The 21,543-nt window shown below is 50.6% G+C and carries 24 protein-coding genes; 20 read left to right on the top strand and 4 right to left on the bottom strand.

From position 1 onward, the window contains the following. The first annotated feature begins 19 nt into the window (after positions 1 to 19). The 12 genes from eat to AC6CHQ_RS01850 all read left to right on the top strand — a co-directional run bounded on the left by eat (position 20) and on the right by AC6CHQ_RS01850 (position 8,635). Entirely contained in the window at positions 20 to 1,420 is a 1,401-nt protein-coding gene (gene eat / locus AC6CHQ_RS01905) for an ethanolamine permease (RefSeq protein WP_498080677.1), read from the top strand. After that, positions 1,417 to 2,148, top strand: coding sequence for an HAD family hydrolase (locus AC6CHQ_RS01900; protein ID WP_498080676.1), 732 nt, complete (start codon positions 1,417 to 1,419; stop codon positions 2,146 to 2,148). Before eat ends, AC6CHQ_RS01900 begins: the two co-directional genes overlap by 4 nt. 374 nt (positions 2,149 to 2,522) lie before the next feature. Beyond that, positions 2,523 to 4,025, top strand: a complete 1,503-nt coding sequence (locus AC6CHQ_RS01895) for an aldehyde dehydrogenase family protein (protein WP_498080897.1) — start codon at positions 2,523 to 2,525, stop codon at positions 4,023 to 4,025. An 18-nt stretch (positions 4,026 to 4,043) separates the two neighbouring features. Next, complete coding sequence (locus AC6CHQ_RS01890) at positions 4,044 to 4,331, top strand: BMC domain-containing protein (protein ID WP_498080675.1); 288 nt, start codon at positions 4,044 to 4,046, stop codon at positions 4,329 to 4,331. 34 nt (positions 4,332 to 4,365) lie between these two features. Beyond that, entirely contained in the window at positions 4,366 to 4,638 is a 273-nt protein-coding gene (locus tag AC6CHQ_RS01885; protein ID WP_498080674.1) for a EutN/CcmL family microcompartment protein, read from the top strand. A gap of 22 nt (positions 4,639 to 4,660) precedes the next feature. After that, a complete protein-coding gene (locus AC6CHQ_RS01880; protein ID WP_498080673.1) occupies positions 4,661 to 4,915 on the top strand; it encodes a BMC domain-containing protein in 255 nt (84 codons plus the stop codon). A 25-nt stretch (positions 4,916 to 4,940) separates the two neighbouring features. After that, positions 4,941 to 5,222 carry a BMC domain-containing protein gene (locus AC6CHQ_RS01875; protein WP_498080672.1) on the top strand — a complete coding sequence of 94 codons (282 nt, stop codon included), beginning with the start codon at positions 4,941 to 4,943 and terminating at the stop codon, positions 5,220 to 5,222. Between the two features lie 28 nt (positions 5,223 to 5,250). Next, complete coding sequence (locus AC6CHQ_RS01870) at positions 5,251 to 5,901, top strand: phosphate propanoyltransferase (RefSeq protein WP_498080671.1); 651 nt, start codon at positions 5,251 to 5,253, stop codon at positions 5,899 to 5,901. Then, the gene (locus tag AC6CHQ_RS01865; protein WP_498080670.1) at positions 5,898 to 6,536 is read left to right on the top strand and encodes a hypothetical protein; all 639 of its coding nucleotides are present in this window, start codon (positions 5,898 to 5,900) and stop codon (positions 6,534 to 6,536) included. Before AC6CHQ_RS01870 ends, AC6CHQ_RS01865 begins: the two co-directional genes overlap by 4 nt. Positions 6,537 to 6,557: 21 nt before the next feature. Beyond that, positions 6,558 to 6,965 (top strand): BMC domain-containing protein, encoded by a 408-nt coding sequence (locus AC6CHQ_RS01860; protein WP_498080669.1) that lies wholly within the window; start codon positions 6,558 to 6,560, stop codon positions 6,963 to 6,965. Positions 6,966 to 6,997: 32 nt separating this feature from the next. Continuing rightward, the gene (gene mdh / locus AC6CHQ_RS01855; protein WP_498080668.1) at positions 6,998 to 7,933 is read left to right on the top strand and encodes a malate dehydrogenase; all 936 of its coding nucleotides are present in this window, start codon (positions 6,998 to 7,000) and stop codon (positions 7,931 to 7,933) included. A gap of 225 nt (positions 7,934 to 8,158) precedes the next feature. After that, positions 8,159 to 8,635, top strand: a complete 477-nt coding sequence (locus tag AC6CHQ_RS01850; RefSeq protein ID WP_498080667.1) for a pyridoxamine 5'-phosphate oxidase family protein — start codon at positions 8,159 to 8,161, stop codon at positions 8,633 to 8,635. Positions 8,636 to 8,794: 159 nt separating this feature from the next. Here the strand turns inward: AC6CHQ_RS01850 and AC6CHQ_RS01845 are convergent, their stop codons facing one another. Genes AC6CHQ_RS01845 through AC6CHQ_RS01835 form a run of 3 tightly spaced genes read right to left on the bottom strand, consistent with a single transcriptional unit; the run spans position 8,795 to position 11,461 of the window. Further along, the gene (locus AC6CHQ_RS01845; RefSeq protein ID WP_498080666.1) at positions 8,795 to 10,015 is read right to left on the bottom strand and encodes a M20 family metallopeptidase; all 1,221 of its coding nucleotides are present in this window, start codon (positions 10,013 to 10,015) and stop codon (positions 8,795 to 8,797) included. Then, the gene (locus tag AC6CHQ_RS01840; protein ID WP_498080665.1) at positions 10,012 to 10,734 is read right to left on the bottom strand and encodes a small-conductance mechanosensitive channel; all 723 of its coding nucleotides are present in this window, start codon (positions 10,732 to 10,734) and stop codon (positions 10,012 to 10,014) included. Before AC6CHQ_RS01840 ends, AC6CHQ_RS01845 begins: the two co-directional genes overlap by 4 nt. A 19-nt stretch (positions 10,735 to 10,753) precedes the next feature. Beyond that, positions 10,754 to 11,461, bottom strand: a complete 708-nt coding sequence (locus tag AC6CHQ_RS01835; RefSeq protein WP_498080664.1) for a DUF5058 family protein — start codon at positions 11,459 to 11,461, stop codon at positions 10,754 to 10,756. 423 nt (positions 11,462 to 11,884) lie between these two features. Here AC6CHQ_RS01835 and xylA point away from each other — a divergent pair, with 423 nt between their 5' ends. The 4 genes from xylA to AC6CHQ_RS01815 all read left to right on the top strand — a co-directional run bounded on the left by xylA (position 11,885) and on the right by AC6CHQ_RS01815 (position 17,562). Continuing rightward, positions 11,885 to 13,210, top strand: coding sequence for a xylose isomerase (xylA, locus tag AC6CHQ_RS01830; protein ID WP_498080663.1), 1,326 nt, complete (start codon positions 11,885 to 11,887; stop codon positions 13,208 to 13,210). A 23-nt stretch (positions 13,211 to 13,233) separates the two neighbouring features. Next, on the top strand, positions 13,234 to 14,733 hold the full coding sequence (gene xylB, locus AC6CHQ_RS01825) for a xylulokinase (protein ID WP_498080662.1): 1,500 nt from the start codon (positions 13,234 to 13,236) through the stop codon (positions 14,731 to 14,733). Positions 14,734 to 14,866: 133 nt separating this feature from the next. Further along, entirely contained in the window at positions 14,867 to 16,300 is a 1,434-nt protein-coding gene (xylE, locus tag AC6CHQ_RS01820) for a D-xylose transporter XylE (protein ID WP_251239282.1), read from the top strand. A gap of 92 nt (positions 16,301 to 16,392) precedes the next feature. Beyond that, positions 16,393 to 17,562 (top strand): ROK family transcriptional regulator, encoded by a 1,170-nt coding sequence (locus AC6CHQ_RS01815; protein WP_498080661.1) that lies wholly within the window; start codon positions 16,393 to 16,395, stop codon positions 17,560 to 17,562. 229 nt (positions 17,563 to 17,791) lie between these two features. On the opposite strand, the gene AC6CHQ_RS01810 is transcribed toward AC6CHQ_RS01815, so the two are convergent. Beyond that, the gene (locus AC6CHQ_RS01810) at positions 17,792 to 18,691 is read right to left on the bottom strand and encodes a LysR family transcriptional regulator (RefSeq protein ID WP_498080660.1); all 900 of its coding nucleotides are present in this window, start codon (positions 18,689 to 18,691) and stop codon (positions 17,792 to 17,794) included. Between the two features lie 122 nt (positions 18,692 to 18,813). Here AC6CHQ_RS01810 and AC6CHQ_RS01805 point away from each other — a divergent pair, with 122 nt between their 5' ends. From AC6CHQ_RS01805 to AC6CHQ_RS01790, 4 genes are read left to right on the top strand one after another with little or no spacing between them, the layout of a single operon-like run. Next, positions 18,814 to 19,065, top strand: coding sequence for a hypothetical protein (locus tag AC6CHQ_RS01805; RefSeq protein WP_498080659.1), 252 nt, complete (start codon positions 18,814 to 18,816; stop codon positions 19,063 to 19,065). After that, on the top strand, positions 19,062 to 19,658 hold the full coding sequence (locus AC6CHQ_RS01800; protein ID WP_498080658.1) for a sodium:solute symporter family transporter: 597 nt from the start codon (positions 19,062 to 19,064) through the stop codon (positions 19,656 to 19,658). The genes AC6CHQ_RS01805 and AC6CHQ_RS01800 overlap by 4 nt, the downstream gene beginning before the upstream one ends. Continuing rightward, positions 19,625 to 20,602, top strand: coding sequence for a sodium:solute symporter family protein (locus AC6CHQ_RS01795; RefSeq protein ID WP_498080657.1), 978 nt, complete (start codon positions 19,625 to 19,627; stop codon positions 20,600 to 20,602). Before AC6CHQ_RS01800 ends, AC6CHQ_RS01795 begins: the two co-directional genes overlap by 34 nt. Beyond that, a complete protein-coding gene (locus tag AC6CHQ_RS01790; protein WP_498080656.1) occupies positions 20,580 to 21,512 on the top strand; it encodes a carbon-nitrogen hydrolase family protein in 933 nt (310 codons plus the stop codon). The genes AC6CHQ_RS01795 and AC6CHQ_RS01790 overlap by 23 nt, the downstream gene beginning before the upstream one ends. Positions 21,513 to 21,543 lie beyond the last annotated feature (31 nt).

The following is a 21,543-nucleotide window of genomic DNA, read 5'->3' as shown; positions in this document are numbered from 1 at the left end:
GACTTAAAGGGGCCCGCTAATGAGTAAACAAAATCTTGAACTGAAACGAACGCTTACGCCACTTAATCTATGGGTCATTGGTGTCGGGATTGTCATTTCAGGCAACTACTTTGGTTGGAACTTTGGGTTAAGTACCTCCGGTTATGTCGGAATGCTGATTGCTGTCGGTGTCATGGCTGTGATGTATACGTTCATGGCTTTTGGGATCTCGGAACTTTCCACGGCATTGCCGTTCGCCGGTGGCCCATACTCCTTTGCCAGGAGAGCGATGGGACCGTTTGCCGGCTATATCACCGGTGTAGGAGTCATGTTGCAGTACGTCATTGCCGCTCCTGTTGTTGCTATCGGAATCGGAGCATATATCAACTTCCTGTTCCCGAGTGTTGACCCGATTGTTTCCGCAGCGGTAATGTACATCTTCTTCATGGTAATCCATACGATCGGGGTTAAAGAATACGCAAGGCTCGAAGCGATTCTCGTCTTCATCGCGCTCGCTCTTCTCGTGTTGATGTACTTCGTCGGTCTGCCGCAAATCAAGGCAGAAAACCTTTTTGGCGGTCCGGGAGAATCGATGATTCCGGGAGGTCTTCAGGGCATCTGGGCTGCGTTGCCGTTCGCGATGTGGCTCTTCCTCGCAATCGAAATGCTCCCGATGCTCTCTGAGGAAACACGGAATCCGGAGAAAGACATGCCGAAAGGGATCCTTTCGGGAATGTTTACGCTGGTAATCCTGTCAATCCTGACGACGACTGTCGCCATTGGGCTTAGTGGATTTAATGAGCTAAGCAGTGCCGAAGATCCGCTTCCTGCAGCGATTGCTGCTGTGTTCGGTAATTCCTACTGGCTCGCCCAAGTTCTCGCTTCAATTGGTCTCGTCGGATTGATTGCAAGCTTCTCTGGTGTCATCCTTGCCTACTCACGCCAGGTATTCGCCCTTTCTCGGGCCGGCTATCTTCCTGCGGTATTCTCAAAACTGCACCCTTCGCGGAGAACGCCATTTGTGGCAATTATCGCACCGGGTTTCATCGGGCTGTTGCTGGTGGCATTTTTCAACCCGGATGATTTAATTCTTATCGCGACATTCGGAGCGCTCATTTCCTATATCTCGATGAACGTGTCTCTAATGATTCTTAGAAAGAAAGAGCCGAATCTGCCTCGTCCGTACAAGACGCCGCTTTATCCGCTGATGCCGATTGTTTCAAGTGTACTGGCTGTAATTGCGCTCTTCGCAAGTTTCTTCGCAAACCTGGCGTTCTTCTGGATCAGCATTGCCGTGTTTGGAGTGGCTGTCATCTATTACTTTGCATATGCACGCTATCACATCAACCCGGATGCGCCGGAGGAACAGTTTGTATATGAAGAAACTAATGATGAACCGAAGATTTCTCCAGAACCTGAGCTAGGTAAGGTCACCCGATGAATCTTCTGGAAGGCGGAGTAGAGACCATTCTGTTCGATAAAGATGGGACCCTGATTGATTTTCCCTCTATATGGATCCCTTGGCTCAATGATGTGGAAGCCAGGTTGAAGCTTGTGCTCCATCCACTTAAGTCAGATGAATTGAAACGATCCTTTGGTGTCTTTGAGGATGGCCACATTGATCCTGGAGGACCACTGGCCATTTCAAGTATTGAAGAGAGTACCACCATCATTGCTTCTATCCTTTATCAGAATGAGCAACCATGGAATTCAGCATTGACTCTGGCAAGAGAGAGCGTGGACGCTGCGAATGAGCGGCAGAACCGTTCACCTTCTCTTAAGCCGGTGGCAGGGATTGAACCACTATTACGTTCCCTTTCAGAGAAGGGAATCCGACTTGGCGTTCTGACGGCAGATGACACCGAGAAAGCTCATGAGCAGCTGGAGGCTCTCAATCTGATCGAGTATTTTGAGTTTGTTATCGGCAGTGACCTTGTGGAGCGTGGAAAACCGGCTCCCGACTTGGCTTACGCCGCACGAGACCGCTACGGTGTAAATCTCGACAAGGCAGTCATGATCGGAGATACGGCTGCGGACATTCAGTTGGGACAGAGTGCCGGCGTCATGAAGACGATTGGCATCGCAAGCTATACCAATGGGGATGCCAGTCATCTGCAGGAAGCAGACCAACTCATTTTTGGTTATGAAGAATTGCTAATGAAGCGTTAGGAGGTTATCTATTTGAATCCGGATTTAGTTGCACACATTACGAAACTCGTACTGGAGAAGCTCGATGGCGCAAAGCCATTGGGCGGATCCTTAACAGATTCCGAAATCAGACGTTGGAATGATATTTCTAACTCGTTGGGGAGCCCAAGGTCTTATCACTCGGGAGGGGCCAACAATGATCTGAGCCCACTCACACCGGAAGAAATACGGAAATGGAATGCAATCTCTGTTCATAACCGGCCGACTGAAGCGAATAAATCGTTCGAAACAACAGGACAGGTGAAGTTTCACGCTCATTATTAAACACAGTACCGGCAAGATGGAAAGGGGTGTTTTCAATCAGCTACGCTCAGTCTGTGGATAGCTTAACAGAGATGGACCAAGCAGTGAGAAGAGCAAAAACGGCACAGAAAATCTATCGCACCTTCAATCAGGAACAAGTAGATGCCATTGTCAAAAAAATTGCAGATGCTGCGTTTGCACAGGCGGATTATCTGGCGCAAATGGCGGTAGATGAGACGAAAATGGGCGTTCGAGAGCATAAGAAAATCAAGAACGAACTTGGGTCCATGGGGGTCTATGAATCCATTAAAGATGAGAAAACGATTGGCGTCATTAATCGGGATCCTGTTCTAAAGTTAACTGAAGTCGCCTATCCATTCGGTGTGATCGCAGCCATCTGCCCAACTACAAATCCGACGTCTACTGCGATTTTCAAGACATTGATTGCTTTGAAGTCAGGAAACGCAATGGTTGCCAGTCCCCATCCAACAGCAAAAAGCTGCACGGTCGAGGCGCTGCGAATTTGTTCGGAGGCAGCCGTGGCGGCGGGCGCGCCAGAAGGGCTGATCGGCTGGATCAGTCAGCCGTCCATGGAGGCGACGACTGGTCTGATGCACCATCCGGATGTCGATCTCATCTTGGCAACCGGAGGAGGAGGCTTAGTAAAAGCGGCCTACAGTTCCGGGAAGCCCGCATACGGTGTAGGTCCCGGCAACGGACCTGTCTATATTGAGAAGACGGCCAACGTGAAAAAGGCAGCACAACTCATCATTGATAGTAAGACGTTCGACAATGGAACGCTTTGCTCAACGGAACAGTCGATTGTTGTTCACAAGAACATTAAGGAACTAACGATGAGGGAGTTACGCAACAATGGCGCTTACTTCCTCAACAGTCATGAAAAAAATCTTCTTGGAACGGTGATCACCACAAAAGAAGGACAATTAAACGCCAAAATCGTCGGAAGATCGGCTGTAACGATAGCAGAAATTGCCGGCATCGATGTACCGTCGGATACAAGAGTGCTGATTGCGGAAGAGCATCGGATCGGGAAAGACGCTCCGTTCTCCCTCGAAAAGCTTGCACCGATCTTTCCGCTGTATACAGCAGCCGACGAGGAGGAAGCCCATAAAATCTGTGAGGGTCTTCTCAACTTTATCGGTCGGGGGCATAGCTGCTCGATCCATACAACGGACGATCAGGCAGCCGAACGTTTCGGCCTTCGGATGCCGGTGTCACGGGTGATGGTGAACACGATGGCATCAATCGGTGCTGCCGGAGCAACTACTGCTTTGGTACCATCACTTACGCTCGGTTGTGGCTCCTACGGCGGTAATATCTCATCCGACAACATTACAGCGCGCCACCTTTTAAATACGAAGCGTATTGCCTACGGCATCAAAGAGGTTAACCTGCCAAAGCCCGGGTCGGCAAAGGGCCGGGCTGTAGTGTCAGGAGTAACATCCAGGAAGGAAATGGATATTCAATCCATCATCGACCAGGTGATCAGAGAAGTGAATTTGGGGGAGGCATCCATAAACGCCTCGGATCTTTCTGAAACTGTCAGCCAGATTGTCAAACAGCTTTCAAAGTAAAACTAAGGAGGAATTATAATGGCGGAAATTAACGGTGCACTAGGAATGATTGAAACAAGGGGATTGGTTGCCGCGCTCGAAGCTGCAGATGCGATGGTCAAAGCAGCCAATGTTCAGATAATCGGGAAAACCCATGTGGGCGGCGGTATTGTGACCATTATGGTGTCAGGTGATGTTGGTGCAGTTAAAGCGGCTACGGATTCAGGCAGTGCAGCGGCTCAGCGTGTTGGCGAACTGTTATCCGTTCATGTGATCCCTCGTCCGCATAATGAACTGGCGGCCATTCTTCCGGCGGGTAATGCGTGATTGATCTTCATGCTGGAAAGGCGGTGGGTGAGGAATGTTGGTCGGTACAGTCATTGAAAATATTTGGGCAACACGAAAGGAAGAAGGCCTTAAGGGGCTGACCTTTCTGGTGATTCAACCGGGGTACGATGGAAGCCAAACGACTAACGGTTCACCGATTGTTGCAGTGGATCGCATTGGGGCGGGAATCGGTGACAGAGTCATTGTCACCAATGGTTCACCGGCATCCTATATTCGGGATGGTGAGAGAATTCCGATCGATGCTCTTGTCATCGGGATTGTGGACGCTCCATCGAGCGGGACGTGATTGTGTGGCAGCAGCGCTCGGCTTGATTGAAACACATGGAATTGCCCATTCCATAGTGATCGCAGACCAAATGCTGAAAATGGCGGATGTACACCTTGCCAGTCAGGAAGAAGTGAGCCAGGCCTTTTACACGATCCGGATTGAAGGGGACATCGAGTCGGTGCGGCTGGCGATCGAGCAAGGCGTGGCAATTGCACGAGCTGCAGGCGTTTTGATTGCTTACAAAGTAATCCCAAGGCCTGTAGAGGAGACGAGAACGATATTATCCACAAAATAAAGCGCGGGTTAGGGAGGAAAACAATATGGCTAACGAAGCATTGGGCATGATTGAGACGAAAGGTCTGGTTGCGTCAATCGAAGCAGCAGACGCAATGGTGAAAGCTGCAAATGTAGAGGTGGTAGGGAAAGTGCATGTGGGTGGCGGGCTGGTCACCGTACTCGTTCGCGGAGATGTCGGCGCTGTAAAAGCAGCTACAGAATCCGGAGCGGAAGCCGCACAGCGCGTCGGGGAACTGAAATCCGTCCATGTCATCCCGCGCCCGCATAGTGAACTCGAAGCGATTCTGCCGAAATCCACAATTTAACCAGCTGATTTCGAGGAGGTGAGTTCAGATGAACAAGGAGGCCATTCAATCCATTGTGGAAGATGTTTATAAGGAACTTACACAAGTGCCGTTAAACCAAAACGAAACGACGATTTCGGTGTCGGCCAGGCATTGTCATCTAAAGCAAGAGGACGTAGAAGCCTTATTCGGTAAGGGACATGAGCTGACGAAGATGAAAGAGTTGGCCCAACCGGGGCAATTTGCAGCGAATGAAACGGTGACATTGATCGGCCCTCGCGGCAGTATTCATTCAGTCAGAGTTCTAGGTCCCTCTCGAGATATCTCGCAGGTCGAAATCAGCAAGACAGACGGTGTAAAGTTGGGAGTCGATCCGCCCCTAAGGGAATCGGGGGACATTAAAGGATCAGCTCCGATTACACTGCTTGGGCCGAAAGGCAGCGTTTATTTAAAGGAAGGCTTAATTGTGGCAAAAACGCATATCCATATGAACCCCAAAGATGCAGAGGCAATGGGAGTGGTGAATGGCGATTATGTTAAAGTCACAGTCCAAAATGACCGTCCCATCACCTTTGAAAAAGTGCTTATCCGTGTGTCTCCCAATTACATATTGGATATGCACATCGATACAGATGAAGCGAATGCGGCACTAATTAAAACCGGACAATGCGGCATCATTACAAAGGTTGAAGGTACATGAAGATAGATGCTGGGCAGATTGAACTGATTGTGAGGGAAGTCCTCGAGAGACTTGAGGTTGATTCAACGAGCGGTTCAGTAAATAAGCCTGGACTGCTTGTTGTAAATTTAACTGATGAGAAGGTATTCAATCGCCTTTGCGAACACTGGAATGCGGTCAGGGAAAGCGATACAGAGTTATCCGGTGAATTTGAACAAGTGGTGATCTTCCAGGCCGATCAAAACCTCATCGTCAAAGGGGCATTAGGTTTGGATATTGAAGAATGCCGTGCCTTCTCACGTGGTTTGCTCCAAGGTAAGTCAATCACACTTATTCCATCGAAAGAAATGGAATGGTTAGTTAGGCATGAAAAGGACATGCAGACCAGTTCTCCTTACCATCAACACCTAAGGAAATCAGCGATGAAGCTGGAAAGTTTCGGTGTTCGTATAGAAACATTGGATGAATTTTTGAGGGGCGTGGAAGATGCCAGGCCGGATGGGAATTCCGATACGTTTACCGGCCGATTGCTCACCGAAGCGGAAGTCAGAAATTCAGCCGGACCCAGGATTCTAATCAGCAAAGCGACAATCGTCACCCCTTTGGCTAGAGATGCAGCAAAGGAATCAGGAAAAACAATCTGCTGTTTGGAATAACCATGAAATGAGGTGAACGAAATGCCCAAGGCCCTTGGAATGATTGAAACCCGTGGCTTGATCGGTTCTATAGAAGCTGCTGATGGGATGCTCAAAGCTGCCGATGTCCAACTGGTGAAACAGGAGAATGCGGACGCAGGCCTCGTTACTGTAATTGTCGAGGGTGATGTAGGAGCGGTACAGGCAGCGGTGGAAGCCGGAAAGGCGACGGCAATCCGGGTGGGGGAACTCGTAGCTTCCCATGTGATTCCGCACCCTGACGAGGGGGTAGCCATACTCACTCAACGCAAACCGGTTAGGCAACAAGACCTCGAAGAAGCAGCCACTGCAGAAGAAGGTTCGTCCAACGAAAAGGAAGTGAATGAAACCGTCACAAAAGCGAAGACGGCGAGATCAAGGAAGAAAGCAACGGATAACCTTCAGGAATGATCCGCTAAATTGGTAGGAAGGGGGTGAATTAGATGGCCTTCAGACGCAAGAAAATTGCGGTGATCGGTTCAGGCTTCACAGGGGCAACTACTGCACTCCTGCTAGCACAGAAGGAGTTGGGTGACATTGTCCTGGTCGATATTCCTTCTATGGAAAACGCTACAAAAGGAAAAGCGCTGGACATGTTGCAAGCCGGTTCACCAATGCAGTTTAATTCAAAAGTATTTGGCACGGCGGACTTTGGGCATATTCGGGGTGCCGATTTTGTCATTATCACAGCGGGGATTGCACGGAAACCGGGGATGACCCGAGACGATCTGGTAGCCACGAATGTGAAAATCATGAAGGATGTATCTGAAAAGATCGCAAAATATGCGCCTGAGAGTTATGTCCTCGTATTGAGCAATCCGGTAGATGTCATGACGTATGTCTGTTATCGGACTACCGGCTTTCCGAAAAATCGGGTCATCGGACAATCCGGGGTGCTGGATACCGCCCGCTTTAATACATTCGTCGCAGAAGAGCTGGGAATCGCAGTCGAAGACATTTCAGGCTTCGTTCTAGGAGGGCATGGAGACGATATGGTTCCTCTGATCCGGTACTCTCATGCTGGTGGCATTCCGCTCGAGCAACTCATCCCGAAAGCTCGATTGGATGCGATTGTGGAACGTACACGTAAAGGCGGCGGTGAAATTGTGGGCCTGCTAGGCCAAGGCAGCGCGTACTATGCTCCGGCCTCCTCTATCGTAAAAATGGTTGAAGCTATCATGCTGGACCAAAAGCGAATTTTGCCATCCATTGCATTCTTGGAAGGTGAATACGGCTACGAGCAGATTTATTTGGGGGTACCGACTGTCCTTGGAGGACATGGCATCGAAAAGGTCATTGAACTCCCGCTGACGCCAGATGAAAAAGCAGCTCTCGATGCTTCTGTAAATTCTGTGCGGAAGGTATTGGAGAAATTGTGAGGAGATTGATTCAGCAGCCAGTAGACGTGAAATTGCTATCTGCTGGCTGAGGGATTGAATAGGTGTATTAAACAGCAGCCAACTGGCTGTTTTTTTGTGAATATAGGGGAGGCTATATTCCTGAAAGTTTAGAAACAGAATGAAGAAATTTGAGAAGCTGACAGACTTGAATATCTGGTTAATAGAAAGGGTAATCTACCTCTATAACACAAATGAGGTGATCCGATGAAACAAGAAGAAATGGAAACACTCAGAGACCTGATCAAAGGCGTCGACACCGCGATGCTGACGACCGTTTCGGACGAAGGACTCGTCTCCCGCCCAATGAAAACACAGGAAGTCGAATTCGATGGCGACCTCTGGTTCTTCACCAAGAAAGAAACCGACAAATACAAAGAAATCCTCCACAACAAAGATGTCAACGTCGCATACGCCGGCAAATCCTACGTCTCCGTCCGAGGACGAGCCGAAATTGTCGAAGACATGGCCAAGAAAAAAGAACTCTGGAGCAAAGCCTACGAGAAAATCATGCAAACCACTTACGACGATCCCGACGTCATCCTAATCAAGGTCAAAGCCGAAGCCGCCGAATACTGGGAAAGCGGTAGCCTTGTTAAGAATATCGCGTTTATGTATAAGCGAATGACTGGGAAGGATGCGGAGTCGGCGGAGATTAATGAGACATTGGAACTGGATAAGTGATCGTGGAAATGGGCTGTCCTGTAAGGGCGGTCCGTTTTTGATTCAAACGAATGAGCGGTGAGTGATTACCTCCGAAGAGCCAGTGGTTACGGGCGCGTCAGGAGGTGATTTGAATAGGAAAAAGCAGCCGGTCGGGCTGCTTTTGTCCAAGGGCCTTCATTAATCAAAACTATACTCACAAACCACATGTGCAACGGATTTGGCGGAGATCAACAGGGCGTCTTCATCAATGTCGAACTTCGGGTGATGGTTCAGGTACGGCTTGTCCACGCCTTTGGGTTTGCTTCCGATGATATAAAACGTGCCTGGGGTCTTTTGAGTATAGTAGGCGAAATCCTCAGAACCCGAGTTGATCGGAATTTCTTTGACAGCCTCAATGACCGGGTCATTCGCTTGTTCCAAAATGGAAACGACTTTGGCGGTGACGGAAGGGTCATTGTAGAGCGGCGGATAATCAGGGACGTAGTTGAGTTCGCATTCGACGCCGAACTCTTCCTCGATTCCTCTTGTGATGCGGTGGATTTCCTCCGAGATGACTTTCTGTGTGTCTTCATTCATATAGCGGACGTCGCCCTCGAGTTCGACGCTGTCTTTGATGACATTGAATGAGCCTTTCCCATCAAACGAGCCGATGGTCACAACACCCATTTCAAACGGATTCAACCGGCGGCTGACCACCGTCTGGATGGCCGTGATGAAATAAGCGCCTGCAACGATCGAGTCGTTGGATTGGTGGGGAGAGGAACCGTGGCCACCTTTGCCTTTGATCACAAGCTTAAAGTACGTTCTGCCGGCCATGGAAAAGCCGCTTCTGTAGCCGATTTCCCCTGTAGAGAGTGCGGGCATCAGATGGGTCCCGAACACGGCATCCAAATCATCCAGAACTCCGGATTCGACGATGCTTTTTGCGCCGCCCGGCGGTGTTTCTTCCGCGTGCTGATGGATGATCTTGATCGTTCCGCTGATCGAGTCTTTCATCTGGATCAGGCAGTCTGCCAATACGAGCATGTAAGCCGTATGCCCGTCATGGCCGCATGCGTGCATGACACCCGGGTTCTTGGACTTGAACGGAACATCAGTCTCCTCCTGAATCGGCAGCGCATCAAAATCGGCACGCAGGCCGATTGTCTTGCCTTCTTTCCCGCCTCTGATCGTCACGATGATCCCATACCCGTTTCCGACATTCGTGTGGACCTCGACGTCCTTGCCTTTGTAAAAGTCCTCGATGTATTTCGCGGTCTTTTCTTCTTTAAAGGACAATTCAGGGTTTTCGTGGAGATGCCTCCTGATCTGGATCATCTCTTCTTTCCGGTCTTCCAGCATGGACAGCAATTGCTGCTTGAGCGTCTGATTTTCGTTCGATGTGTTCGAAGTCGTCATTTGTCTCCCGCCTTTTCTGATTTTGCCTTGTCTAATAGTATACATGCTGCTACTGTCCCGAAAATGCATAAGAAGGTTTGAAGGGATTGAGGAACCGGCCCGAGATTCACGAAGAGGCCGAATGCAATCCCGATCACTCCCCATACCGGCTTCTGAATTGCAAACTGCGCGATCACCCCACCGTAAATTGCAGGGAGGACGAACTTGAATGTATCAACCAATGCGGCCGGCAGCAGAGAAATCAAATAGGATCCTCCCAGAACAACCAAGACGAGAATCGATGTATTGATGATGGCCGCCGCCGCTATGGCAAGAGTGGCCGTTAGTTCTCCTTTTTCAGTCCCGGGCTCCGCACCGACTGCCGTTTGTGCAACCGAGGCGCTGGGAAGGCACATGTTTCCGATGTTCCCGTTCAAAAATGCAAGATACGTTCCGGAGACACCCAGTATCGGATAGTAACTGATCGGCTCAACGACCCAGATCACCGCGATGATGGAAGCATAGGCAAGAAAACCGGACAAGATGGCGGACCAGCCGGGGTGATAGCCCAGGCCAAATGAAAGGATCATCGGCAGAGAAAGGGTCAATAAAATAATGCCCCAGATCGTCAGACGGCCCCAGAAATGCGATTTGTCTTGGAACGTCGCGAAGCTGTATGCCTCTTCGCGGGCAGAGCCTCTTACCGCAACCGAACTTTTTAATTCCTTACTGACTGACATCCAGCCTTCCCTCCCTTAATTAACTTAATAGGTAGCCGACAGCCAAACCGACGAGAATCACCAGTCCAAGTGACCATTCCACCAGCCATTTGGCCTCGAACGTTTTAGCCGCTTTTAAAATGAGCGGCATCACGATGAATGCGACAAGCAAGACAATCGCTTCCTGGACTCCTTTGACCATCTGCCCGCTGCCCAGATAACTGAATGCGCCGATCATCGCTGCTGTCGAAATGATTTTGAATCGTTCCAGGTTTTTCGGTGTGCTCGTCGTTTTCGCCTGGACCTTCCCAAGCGATTTAGTGAATAGGGCAGTGAACAAAAGCCAACCGAGCCCTCCAAGACACATCACCCAGACTGCATTCGTGAAGGCGTGAGCTGTAAAACTTTCCGTCCCGAGTTCAGCACCGGCCGCCTCGGCCCCGAGACTCGCGCCAACCGTTTCAATCGGAGCCGAACCGATGATCCCGATCCGGACCAAGGTCACCGGATTCCCGATCAGTGACAGGAGGGAAATCGCGATAATAATAATGGCAAAGGAAGGGCCGATCGAACTGATGGCTCCCGCCCGGATTGCCGTCTTCACTTCCTGTTTGGACATTCCTACAGAAGCGCTGGTCTTTGTAGCGAGACTGATAAACTTGAACGCCTGAAAAAAGACGAGACCGATCACTAGTGAAGCAATGATCCAAAGCGGAACACTGTTTGCGATTCTCATGACATCATTCATCGTTCTCCTCCATCCCATTAGAATCAATATTCCGTTTATTTGATGAAGTATAGAAGAGTGAACCTGGTAAAGCAATATCAAACTGAAGTATGAAGGGAATATCTACCTTTTGTATCAGAGATGCTGGGGCTTACTTACTGGAGGGGTAGGGGGGCAGACTCGAGATTTGATCGGTGATGTGGGCTGGAGGTATGGGGTTGATTGCAGTGCAGTTCCCACCTACAGGTACCCGAATCCCTACCAAGGGGTACCTGAGTTCTAACCAAGATAGGGGTGAGTTACGACCTAGTGAGGATGAGTTACAACGTGAGAGGACATTCAGTCAGAATTCTCCAACTCCATATTGACAACGTTTTCAGAAGAATATACACTTTGTTTATATCTTAAACAAAGTAAAACGTTCATCAGAAAGGAGATTTTTTCTTGGCTTACTTTTCCGAGATTCCAACCATTCAATACGAGGGTCCGGCTTCGAGCAATCCATATGCATTCAAATTCTATAACCCTGATGAAGTGATCGGCGGCAAGACGATGAAGGAGCACCTGCGGTTCGGGGTGGCGTATTGGCATACGTTCACGGAAGACCTGTCTGACCCATTCGGCGCGGGGACCGCGGTGCGCCCGTGGAATCATCTGTCCGGAATGGATTTGGCGAAGGCCCGTGTGGAGGCGGCGTTCGAGTTTTTCGAGAAGCTCGGCGTACCGTATTTCTGCTTCCACGATATCGACATCGCTCCCGAGGGGGAGACGCTCCGGGAGTCCAACAAAAACCTTGATGTCATCGTCGGCATGATCAAGGAGTACATGAAAGGCAGCGACACGAAGCTACTCTGGAATACGGTGAACAACTTCAGTCACCCGCGTTTTGTGCACGGTGCAGCGTCTGCGAATAACGCGGATGTGTTCGCCTACGCAGCGGCGAAAGTGAAGAAAGGGCTCGAGGTCGGCAAGGAACTTGGCGCGGAAAACTACGTGTTCTGGGGTGGCCGCGAGGGCTACGAGACGTTGCTGAACACAGACATGAAGCTTGAACTCGATAATCTTGGCCGGTTCTTCCATATGGCGGTGGATTACGCGAAAGAGATCGACTTCGATGCACAGTTCCTGATTGAGCCGAAGCCGAAAGAGCCGACATCGCATCAGTATGATTTTGATGTTGCTAGCGGCTATGCGTTCCTTCAGCACTACGATCTTCAGAATCACTTTAAATTTAATATTGAAGCCAACCATGCAACATTGGCCGGCCATACGTTCGAGCATGAGCTGCGCTACGCGCGGATCCACGGGATGCTCGGTTCGGTCGATGCCAATCAGGGCCATCCGCTCCTCGGATGGGATACGGACGAGTTCCCGTCAGACCTTTACGCGACGACTCTCGCGATGTACGAAATCCTGAAAAACGGCGGACTCGGCCGAGGCGGCCTGAACTTCGATGCGAAAGTGCGCCGCGGTTCGTTCGAGAAAGAAGATCTCGTCCTCGCACACATCCTCGGCATGGACAGCTTTGCCGCAGGATTGAAAGTCGCGCAGAAGCTGATCGATGACGGCGTGATGGACAATGTGGTTGAAGATCGGTATGCAAGCTTTAATGAAGGAATCGGCAAATCGATCGTGGACGGAACAGCCGACCTGCGGAGCCTCGAGGAATACGCGCTCGGCCTGGATGGCATTCAAACACGCTCCGGCCGTCTTGAATCGATCAAGGCGACGATCAACCGTTATCTGCTGCAGGCGTATGCAGGTGAGTGAAACCGACAAGAGGGGTGTCTGACATGAGTTATGTGATCGGCGTGGATCTTGGGACAAGTGCAGTCAAACTGCTGCTGGTGAATCGTTCGGGGGTAGTCGTGAACGAAGTGTCCCGCCCGTACCCGCTGATCCAGGAGAAGAGCGGCCATAGCGAACAGGATCCGGAAGACTGGGTCAGGGCAACCCTGGACGGCCTTCGGGAACTGGCGGAAACCTTCGGCGGTAGTCCGGATGACATCGAAGGGATCAGCTTTTCGGGACAGATGCACGGATTGGTATTGCTGGATAACGAACATCGGGTGCTGCGGAACGCCATCCTCTGGAATGATACACGAACGACGGAAGAATGCCGGGAGATCGAGGAGACGGTAGGACTTGAACGGCTTCTGGCCATCACGAAAAACCGTGCGCTAGAAGGATTCACACTGCCGAAATTGCTGTGGGTGAGGAAACATGAGCCGGATGTGTTCGAACAGGCCCGGTACTTCTTGTTGCCGAAGGACTACGTCCGCTACCGGATGACAGGATCAATTCAGATGGAGCGGTCGGATGCGGCCGGGACGCTGCTTCTGGATATCGGAAAAGGCGAGTGGAGTGAAGAGATGTGCCGGCTGCTCGGCTTGGATTCTGCAATCTGCCCGGAACTGACGGATTCCCATGAGGAGACCGGGACTCTGCTTCCTGAGCTCGCGGCACAGACAGGGTTATCAGAGGAGACCCGCATTTTTGCCGGCGGCGCAGACAATGCGTGCGGCGCAATCGGCGCTGGAATCCTGGAAGAAGGCAAGACGCTCTGCAGCATCGGGACGTCAGGCGTCATCCTCGCCTATGAACAGGACGGGGACCAGGATTTCGGCGGTAAGGTCCATTACTTTAACCATGCGGATGCGGGCAGCTATTATACGATGGGCGTCACACTTTCCGCCGGACACAGCCTCAGCTGGCTGAAAGAGACGTTTGCCCGGGAGCGCTCATTTGATGAAATTCTTGAGGAAGCGGACGCGGCACCGCCTGGAGCGGAAGGGCTGTTGTTCACACCTTATCTTTCGGGGGAACGCACGCCTTATGTGGACGCGAAAATCCGTGGAAGCTTTATCGGGATGGACGCCTCCCATCGTTTCGGCCACTTTGCGCGGGCTGTACTGGAAGGAATCACGTTCTCGCTGAATGAATCGATCAGGCTGTTCCGGGAAAACGGAAAGACAGTCGATACTGTAGTGTCAGTCGGAGGGGGAGCCAAGAATGCCCTCTGGCTGCAGATGCAGGCGGACGTGTTCGATGCCAAGGTCATTAAACTGAAAAGCGAGCAGGGTCCTGGCATGGGGGCCGCGATGCTCGCGGCTGTCGGGTGTGGCTGGTTTGATTCATTGAAAAAATGCGCGGAATCGTTCTTGGAAACGGAGCGGACATACGAGCCGGATCCGGAGCGAGCTGCAGTGTACCGGGAGCTGTTTGCCATCTACAAAGAGGTGTATCCGGCAACGGCGGATATCAACCGTAAACTGCACCCTTATCGGTCATAAATTCTCTGCGGAAGCTGCGATTGCAGTTTCCGCAACTATTCAATTGAAAAGAAAGCGCTTAACCGAATCGTATGTACACGAAGGGAGGAGAAGGGGGATGCCCTGTCTTGCGCGGGGCAGTTTCTCCGTCTATATGAAAACCCAAGCGAACCATCGGTACATCATTTTCATCACGCTCATCGCAACACTGGGGGGCCTGCTTTTCGGCTATGACACGGCTGTCATTTCCGGTGCGGAACAGTCCCTGCAAATCTATCTGATCGACAGTCTCGGCCTGAGCCCATTTGTCCACGGCCTGACGGTTTCCAGCGCACTGATCGGTTGTATCATCGGCGGGGCGATCTCCGGGCTGCTTTCCAATAATCTTGGGCGAAGAAACTCGCTGATCGTCGCAGCGCTGCTGTTCACAGTGTCTGCGCTCGGCTCCGCTTATCCGGAGTTTCTGTTCTTCACGAAAGATGATCCGACAGTCGGGCTGTTGATCATGTTCAACGTTTATCGGATTCTCGGCGGGATCGGTGTGGGGCTGGCCTCTGCGATCTCTCCGACGTACATTGGTGAAATCGCTCCGGCGGCTATCCGCGGGAAACTCGTTTCCTGGTATCAGTTCGCCGTCATCTTCGGGATGCTCGTCGTCTACTTCGTCAACTGGGGCATTGCGAACGGCCAAACGCGTGAATGGATCAATGATGTAGGCTGGAGGTTCATGTTCGCTTCCGAAACCATCCCGGCGCTGCTGTTCTTTTTCCTGTTGTTCTGCGTGCCGGAAACGCCGCGCTTCCTGGCGTCCAGACAGCGTCATGCTGAAGCCTTCGACATTCTGAATAAGCTGAACGGTTCAAAGGAGCGGGCGGAAGGAATCCTTGAGGAAATCAAGGCATCCCTCAATGCGCCGCACCACTCCGGGAAGCTGTTTTCCTACGGACGGGCGGTCATTATCGTGGGAATCATGCTGTCGATCTTCCAACAGTTCGTCGGCATCAACGTCGCCCTTTACTACGCGCCGAGAATCTTTGAAAGCATGGGCGCGGGTCAGAATGCTTCGATGGTGCAGACCGTCGTCATGGGGCTGGTCAATGTTGTCTTCACCATCTTTGCAATCATGACCGTGGAAAAATGGGGAAGAAAGCCGCTTCTGATCATCGGTTCCGTCGGCATGGCAATTGGCATGTTCGGCGTGGCGGGCCTTGCCGCATTTAATGTCATCGGCATCTCGACGCTCGTATTCATCATCATCTACACAGCTTCGTTCATGATGTCGTGGGGTCCGATCTGCTGGGTCATGCTTGCGGAGATCTTCCCGAACAAGATCCGCGGCCAGGCGATGGCGATTGCCGTCGCCGCCCAGTGGGCCGCCAACTTCTTCATTTCATCGACCTATCCGGCGATGATGGATTTCAGCGGTGCACTTACCTACGGATTCTACGGATTGATGAGCGTTCTGTCCGCACTCTTCGTCCTGAAGTGGGTACCGGAAACAAAAGGCAAAACTCTCGAAGAGCTGGAATCGCTTTGGGGTGAAGAAACGGAAGAAGCCGTGCGGTTTGCCGAAGTGAAAAATAGTTAAGGAAACGGCCGGAGACGAATGATGCTCCGGCCTTTCTGATGGGAAGCGGAAACATGATATTCTATATGCAGGAATTGATTAAGGAGGACACCATGACACAGATCCAGACCGGCAACCATGCATTGGTCAAAACCATCAACAAATCCCTCGTCCTGGACCTGATCATCAAACAGGGACCGGTCTCCCGCGCTGCAATCTCCAAAAGCACGGGGCTTAACCGGGCAACTGTCTCGACAATGGTCGCCGAACTCATCAAAGAATCATTCGTCTTTGAAATCGGCGAAGGCCAATCCAGCGGAGGGCGGAAGCCGGTCATGCTGTACTTTAACGAGCGGGCGGGCCATTCAATCGGCATCGACCTGGGCGTCAACTACCTGCTCGGGGTCCTGACCGACCTGAGCGGTGCAGTCATCGAGGAAATCAGTGTTTCCCTGGATGACCGTGATGTTGAGCAGGTGACCGGGAAACTGAAGGTCATGATCAAGGAACTGATGTCGCGGGCACCGGAAAGCCCATACAACGTGATCGGCATTGGGGTAGGGGTCCCGGGAATCGTTGACCGTGAAGGAAAGATCTTGTTTGCCCCGAACCTTGGATGGCGGGAAGTAGAGCTTAAGGAAATGCTTGAGTCGGAATTCGGGATTCCGGTGACTGTCGCAAACGAAGCCAACGCCGGAGCCAACGGCGAGCGCCTGTACGGCGCAGGCCGGCTATCTGCAGACCAAGTCTACGTCAGCATCGGTATCGGAATTGGAACCGGCATCGTCATCGGAGACGACCTTTACACCGGCACCTCGGGCATCGCAGGGGAAATGGGTCACTTTACTGTCGATGCCTTCGGGGAGCGCTGCCCGTGCGGAAACTACGGATGTTGGGAATTGTACGCATCCGAGAATGCGCTTTTGCGTGAAATTGAAGGAGCATTGGGAGAGCGGCTGGAGCTAGAGGGAATTCTGGAGCGGGCTAAGCGGGGAGACGAGGTTGTGCTCCGTGCGCTTCAAAAGATCGGACAGCATATCGGCATCGGCCTCATTTCCATTATTCACTCCCTCGATCCGGATACGGTAATCATCGGGAACCGCATGGCCCAGTTCGAGCCATGGATCGCGGAGCCGATACGGGGTGTGATCGAAGACCGCCTGGCACTGCATCATGACGCAGACGGCATGGTAAGATTTTCTGATCTTGGCAGGGACTCATGTGCTGTTGGAGCGGCTGCGTTTTCGATATCTGGGTTTTTGGTGAGACCGGGAATGCGGTGAGTGGATGATGCGAGTTACTACCAAAGGGTATCTGAGTGCCTACTAATTGAAACGGAGTTATTACGTATCCTTTACCATGGATATCATCATTAGGTAACGGGTCGCCTTTGTGAGAGGTTAATGAGAATACTTAGAATGACTTAGAGCAGCCTGCCGGGTTGCTTTTTCCATTTGTATGGTATTTGAATTTAAACCCAAGGCGCAGACAGAAGTACCATCGGAGGTATACTCATGGTGTATAGACTTCTTCCACCACTTGAACAAAGGCTTTCAGTGCAAAAGATTGGTACGCCTTTGCATTGGTGATCATGCCGATTTGCCATTTGAGGTCTGGTTCATGTAACGGGATTGTGGAAATATCAATAGCATTCAGTTTGTTTGCTAGAACCCGGGGGACTACAGAAATTCCCATGCCGGCTGACACCAATTCAAGAACCAAGTCCCACTGCGTGCTTTCCATTACGACTTGGGGAACGAATCCTGCTGCTTTACATGCGTTAACGACATGGCGATGCAGGGCAAATGATTTTTCAAAGAGGATGAACTTCTCATCTTGCAGTTCAAATAGCGAAATAGCTTTTCTATTGGATAAAGGGTGATTGGATGGCACACATACCACAAACTGATCCTCATAGATTTTCTTGATTTTCAGGTTAGGGTTCTGGACCGGCAACACGACGAAGGCCACATCAAGCTTTTCTTTTTCTACCAATCGTTCTGTCACTAAACCTCCCTTTTCCTCGATTTGAATGGTCACTCCCGGATAGCGCTCAGAGAACGCCCTCCAGACTGAAGGGAACAGGAATGTTCCGATGATCTGGGGCAGGCCGATGGAGAGGGTGCCGACCATGATTTCGGATAACTCGTTTAGTTTTAGTTGCATTTGCTGGATCACCGCTAGTTGGGATTTGCTGTATTGGTAGACGATCTCCCCGGCGTCCGTTAAAGATAATTGTTTTTTGTTCCGGTTAAATAAGACCAGCCCCAGTTCCTGTTCAAGGCGTTGGATCGTTTTGCTGATGGATGGCTGGGCGATAAAAAGTCGTTCCCCTGCTTTTGTGAAGCTTTTTTGCTCTGCCACTTCCCGAAATATATTGAGGTCTCTGGTACTAAGATTTTTGATGTCCACAATACTAACCTCTTTTCTGTATTCCAAATTGGAATACAACAGATGACAATGATGTATTTCACATTATATAACCTTCTGCTTACTATTGAAATATACAGAATAATTAGAGGGAGGTAATGAGATTGAGAAAGCTCCATGCATTATTGATTGGTTTCTTCTTTGTTTGCTACGCCCTAACGTTTTTGCCGAACTTCGGTGTATTTAACAAGTTGGAGTTTGTCGGATTCTTACCCCAATCACTGGCATGGGTTTTATTTTTGAACGCCATAAACACAGTGATCATCTTCATTGTGTACTTTAAGTTCTTCAAGCCCTTCTCTGAAAGGGCTTCCAAGGAGTTTGAGGATCTTGAAGAAGGGGAGGGAGCGAAATGAGTCAGGCTGCCATTACAATCATTGTCTTGGTGATCTTTTTGGCAATTCTCTTGTTGATCAGTAACTTCGCTTCGAAAGAGAATGCCGCGACCCCGAGTGACTTCTTCCTGGCGAATCGTGGTCTTGGAACAATTGTTATGACGATGACTACAGGGGCGAGCTACTTCAGTACATGGACATTATTAGGGGCCATCGGTTCACATTATCGGGACGGTGTCTGGTTTGCGGCATTTGCTGCCTGGGCAGTTGTCCATGCGTTGTTCATCTGGCTGTTTGGCTCGAGAATTTGGTATCTCGGCAGGAAACACAATTTCATTACTCCAGGCGACATGATGGAAAAGTATTTCAAGAGTCCTGGACTGCGGTTGCTGTTTGCGATTGTAGGAATTGTTGGGCTTGTCCCTTACATGCTGATCCAAATCACTGGGGGCGCTTTTGCGCTTAACAGCCTTACGGACAATGAGATTCCTTACTGGGTTGGCGTCATGATTATGGGTGCCTTTGTTGGAATCATCGTCACGCTTAGTGGGGGAAGGGAGCTGCCTGGTCAGATACATTCATGGGCTTCTTCTTCGGAACTGTATTGGTATTAATCACTGTCATATTTGTCAGCCGTTCTGGAGGCTTTGAGGCATTCAATAGTCTACAGGCAACTGCCCCCGATATTTTAGTGAATAAAGGAAACTTCTGGGGAATTGCTGAAACAGCGCTGGGGCTTGGATTCGGATTCTGGATCATGCCGCATATGTGGCAGAAGTTCTATTCTGCCAAGTCTCCGATGATTCTGGCCAAGACGTCGATTATCACGCCATTTTGGAATTCCTGGCTGATGGCACTCAGTGCGCTGTTTATCGGCATGCTTGCCCATACACCAGGACTGGTTCCGGGGCTGACAACGGAGACGAGCGACCGAATCATCCCGCTGTTCTTCTCCTCATATGCTCCGATTTTTGGATCTATTGTGATTGCAGCAGTCATCGCGGCAGGGATTTCTACTATTAACAGTGCTTTGCTCTCGTCAGCAAGTCTGTTGGTGAATGATTTGGTCGTCCGCTTCATGAAGAAGGAAGTCTCTCTGGCAAAAACAACATTCATTGCTAAAGCAACAGTACTATTTATGACACTTCTGATTATCGTAATTTCGTTCATTCCTGCAGCACAAGGATTCCTGGTTCCGGTTGCGGCATTGGGCTACGGTATAGTGTTGCAGTTAGTACCCGCAGCCTTAGGCCCTCTCTATTGGAGGCGCGGAACCAAGATGGGGGCGATTGCATCCATTATCGTTGGTGAGGCGGCATTGACGCTGATATACCTGTTCGGTTCTCCGCTTCCGCTCGGTCCCGCAACATCAGGGCTGTTCCTCGGCCTCCTGACCTTTGTCATCGTCAGCCTGGCTACACAAGATCAGGATGATACTGTGAAAAATGAATTCCATAGTGATTTGAAGAAAGTCTATTTCCCTGAATCAACGGAGGAAGAAGACTACCCAATAGAGAAAAAAGGAGTCGGTCCAGTTGGAAAAGAAACAACCATTTAAAGTCGCGGTCGTGCAGGCGGGATCCGTCGTGTTTGATAAAGAGAACTCAGTCAACAAGGCGGTAGAGTTGATTAAAGAAGCAGGGGAAAACGATGCGAAGATCATCTTGTTCCCCGAGGCATTCCTTTCGGCTTATCCGAGAGGCATGTCGTTCGGAACAAAAGTCGGAAGCCGGGATGCATATGGCAGAAGTGATTTCCAACGATATTCGGAAAGCTCGATCACTATCCCAGGTCCGGAAACCGATCAGATCGGAAAAGCGGCGAAAGAAGCTGGTGCATATGTCGTGATGGGTGTGATTGAGAAAGATCCGGAATACAGCGGGGGAACGCTATACTGCACCGTTGTCTTTATCGATCCGAGCGGAGAGGTGATCGGCAAGCACCGAAAGCTGAAACCGACCGGAACGGAGCGGCTTGTATGGGGGGAGGGAGACGGCAGCACGATGCCTGTCTTTGATACGCCATATGGCCGGATCGGCTCCCTTATCTGCTGGGAGAACTACATGCCGCTTGCGAGGATGGCCATGTATCAAAAGGGCGTACAGATCTATCTGGCCCCGACTGCTGACGGAAGAGATACCTGGTTCTCCACCATGCGGCACATCGCCTGTGAAGGCAGATGCTTTGTTCTATCCAGTAACCAGTACTCGACAAAGGACATGTACCCGGAAGATATCGTAGAAAGAGAACTTGGTGAATTCGACCACGAAATGACACGCGGCGGCAGTTGCATCGTGGATCCATTGGGAGAATTCATCGTTGAGCCGGTGATTGGGAAAGAAGATATTCTGTATGCAGACATCGACCTGTCCAAAATCACCGAAGCTCAGTTTGACTTTGATGTAGTCGGACATTACTCTAGGCCGGATGTATTCAAGTTTGAGGTGAATGAGGAAGCGTTGAAGTGAGGAAGTAGGTAATCCCCGGGAGGAAGGGTTG

The sequence above is a fragment of the Bhargavaea sp. GQ12 genome (assembly GCF_059758705.1).
Note: the sequence above shows the minus strand (reverse complement) of the source record. Positions and strands in the feature narration are given on the sequence as shown.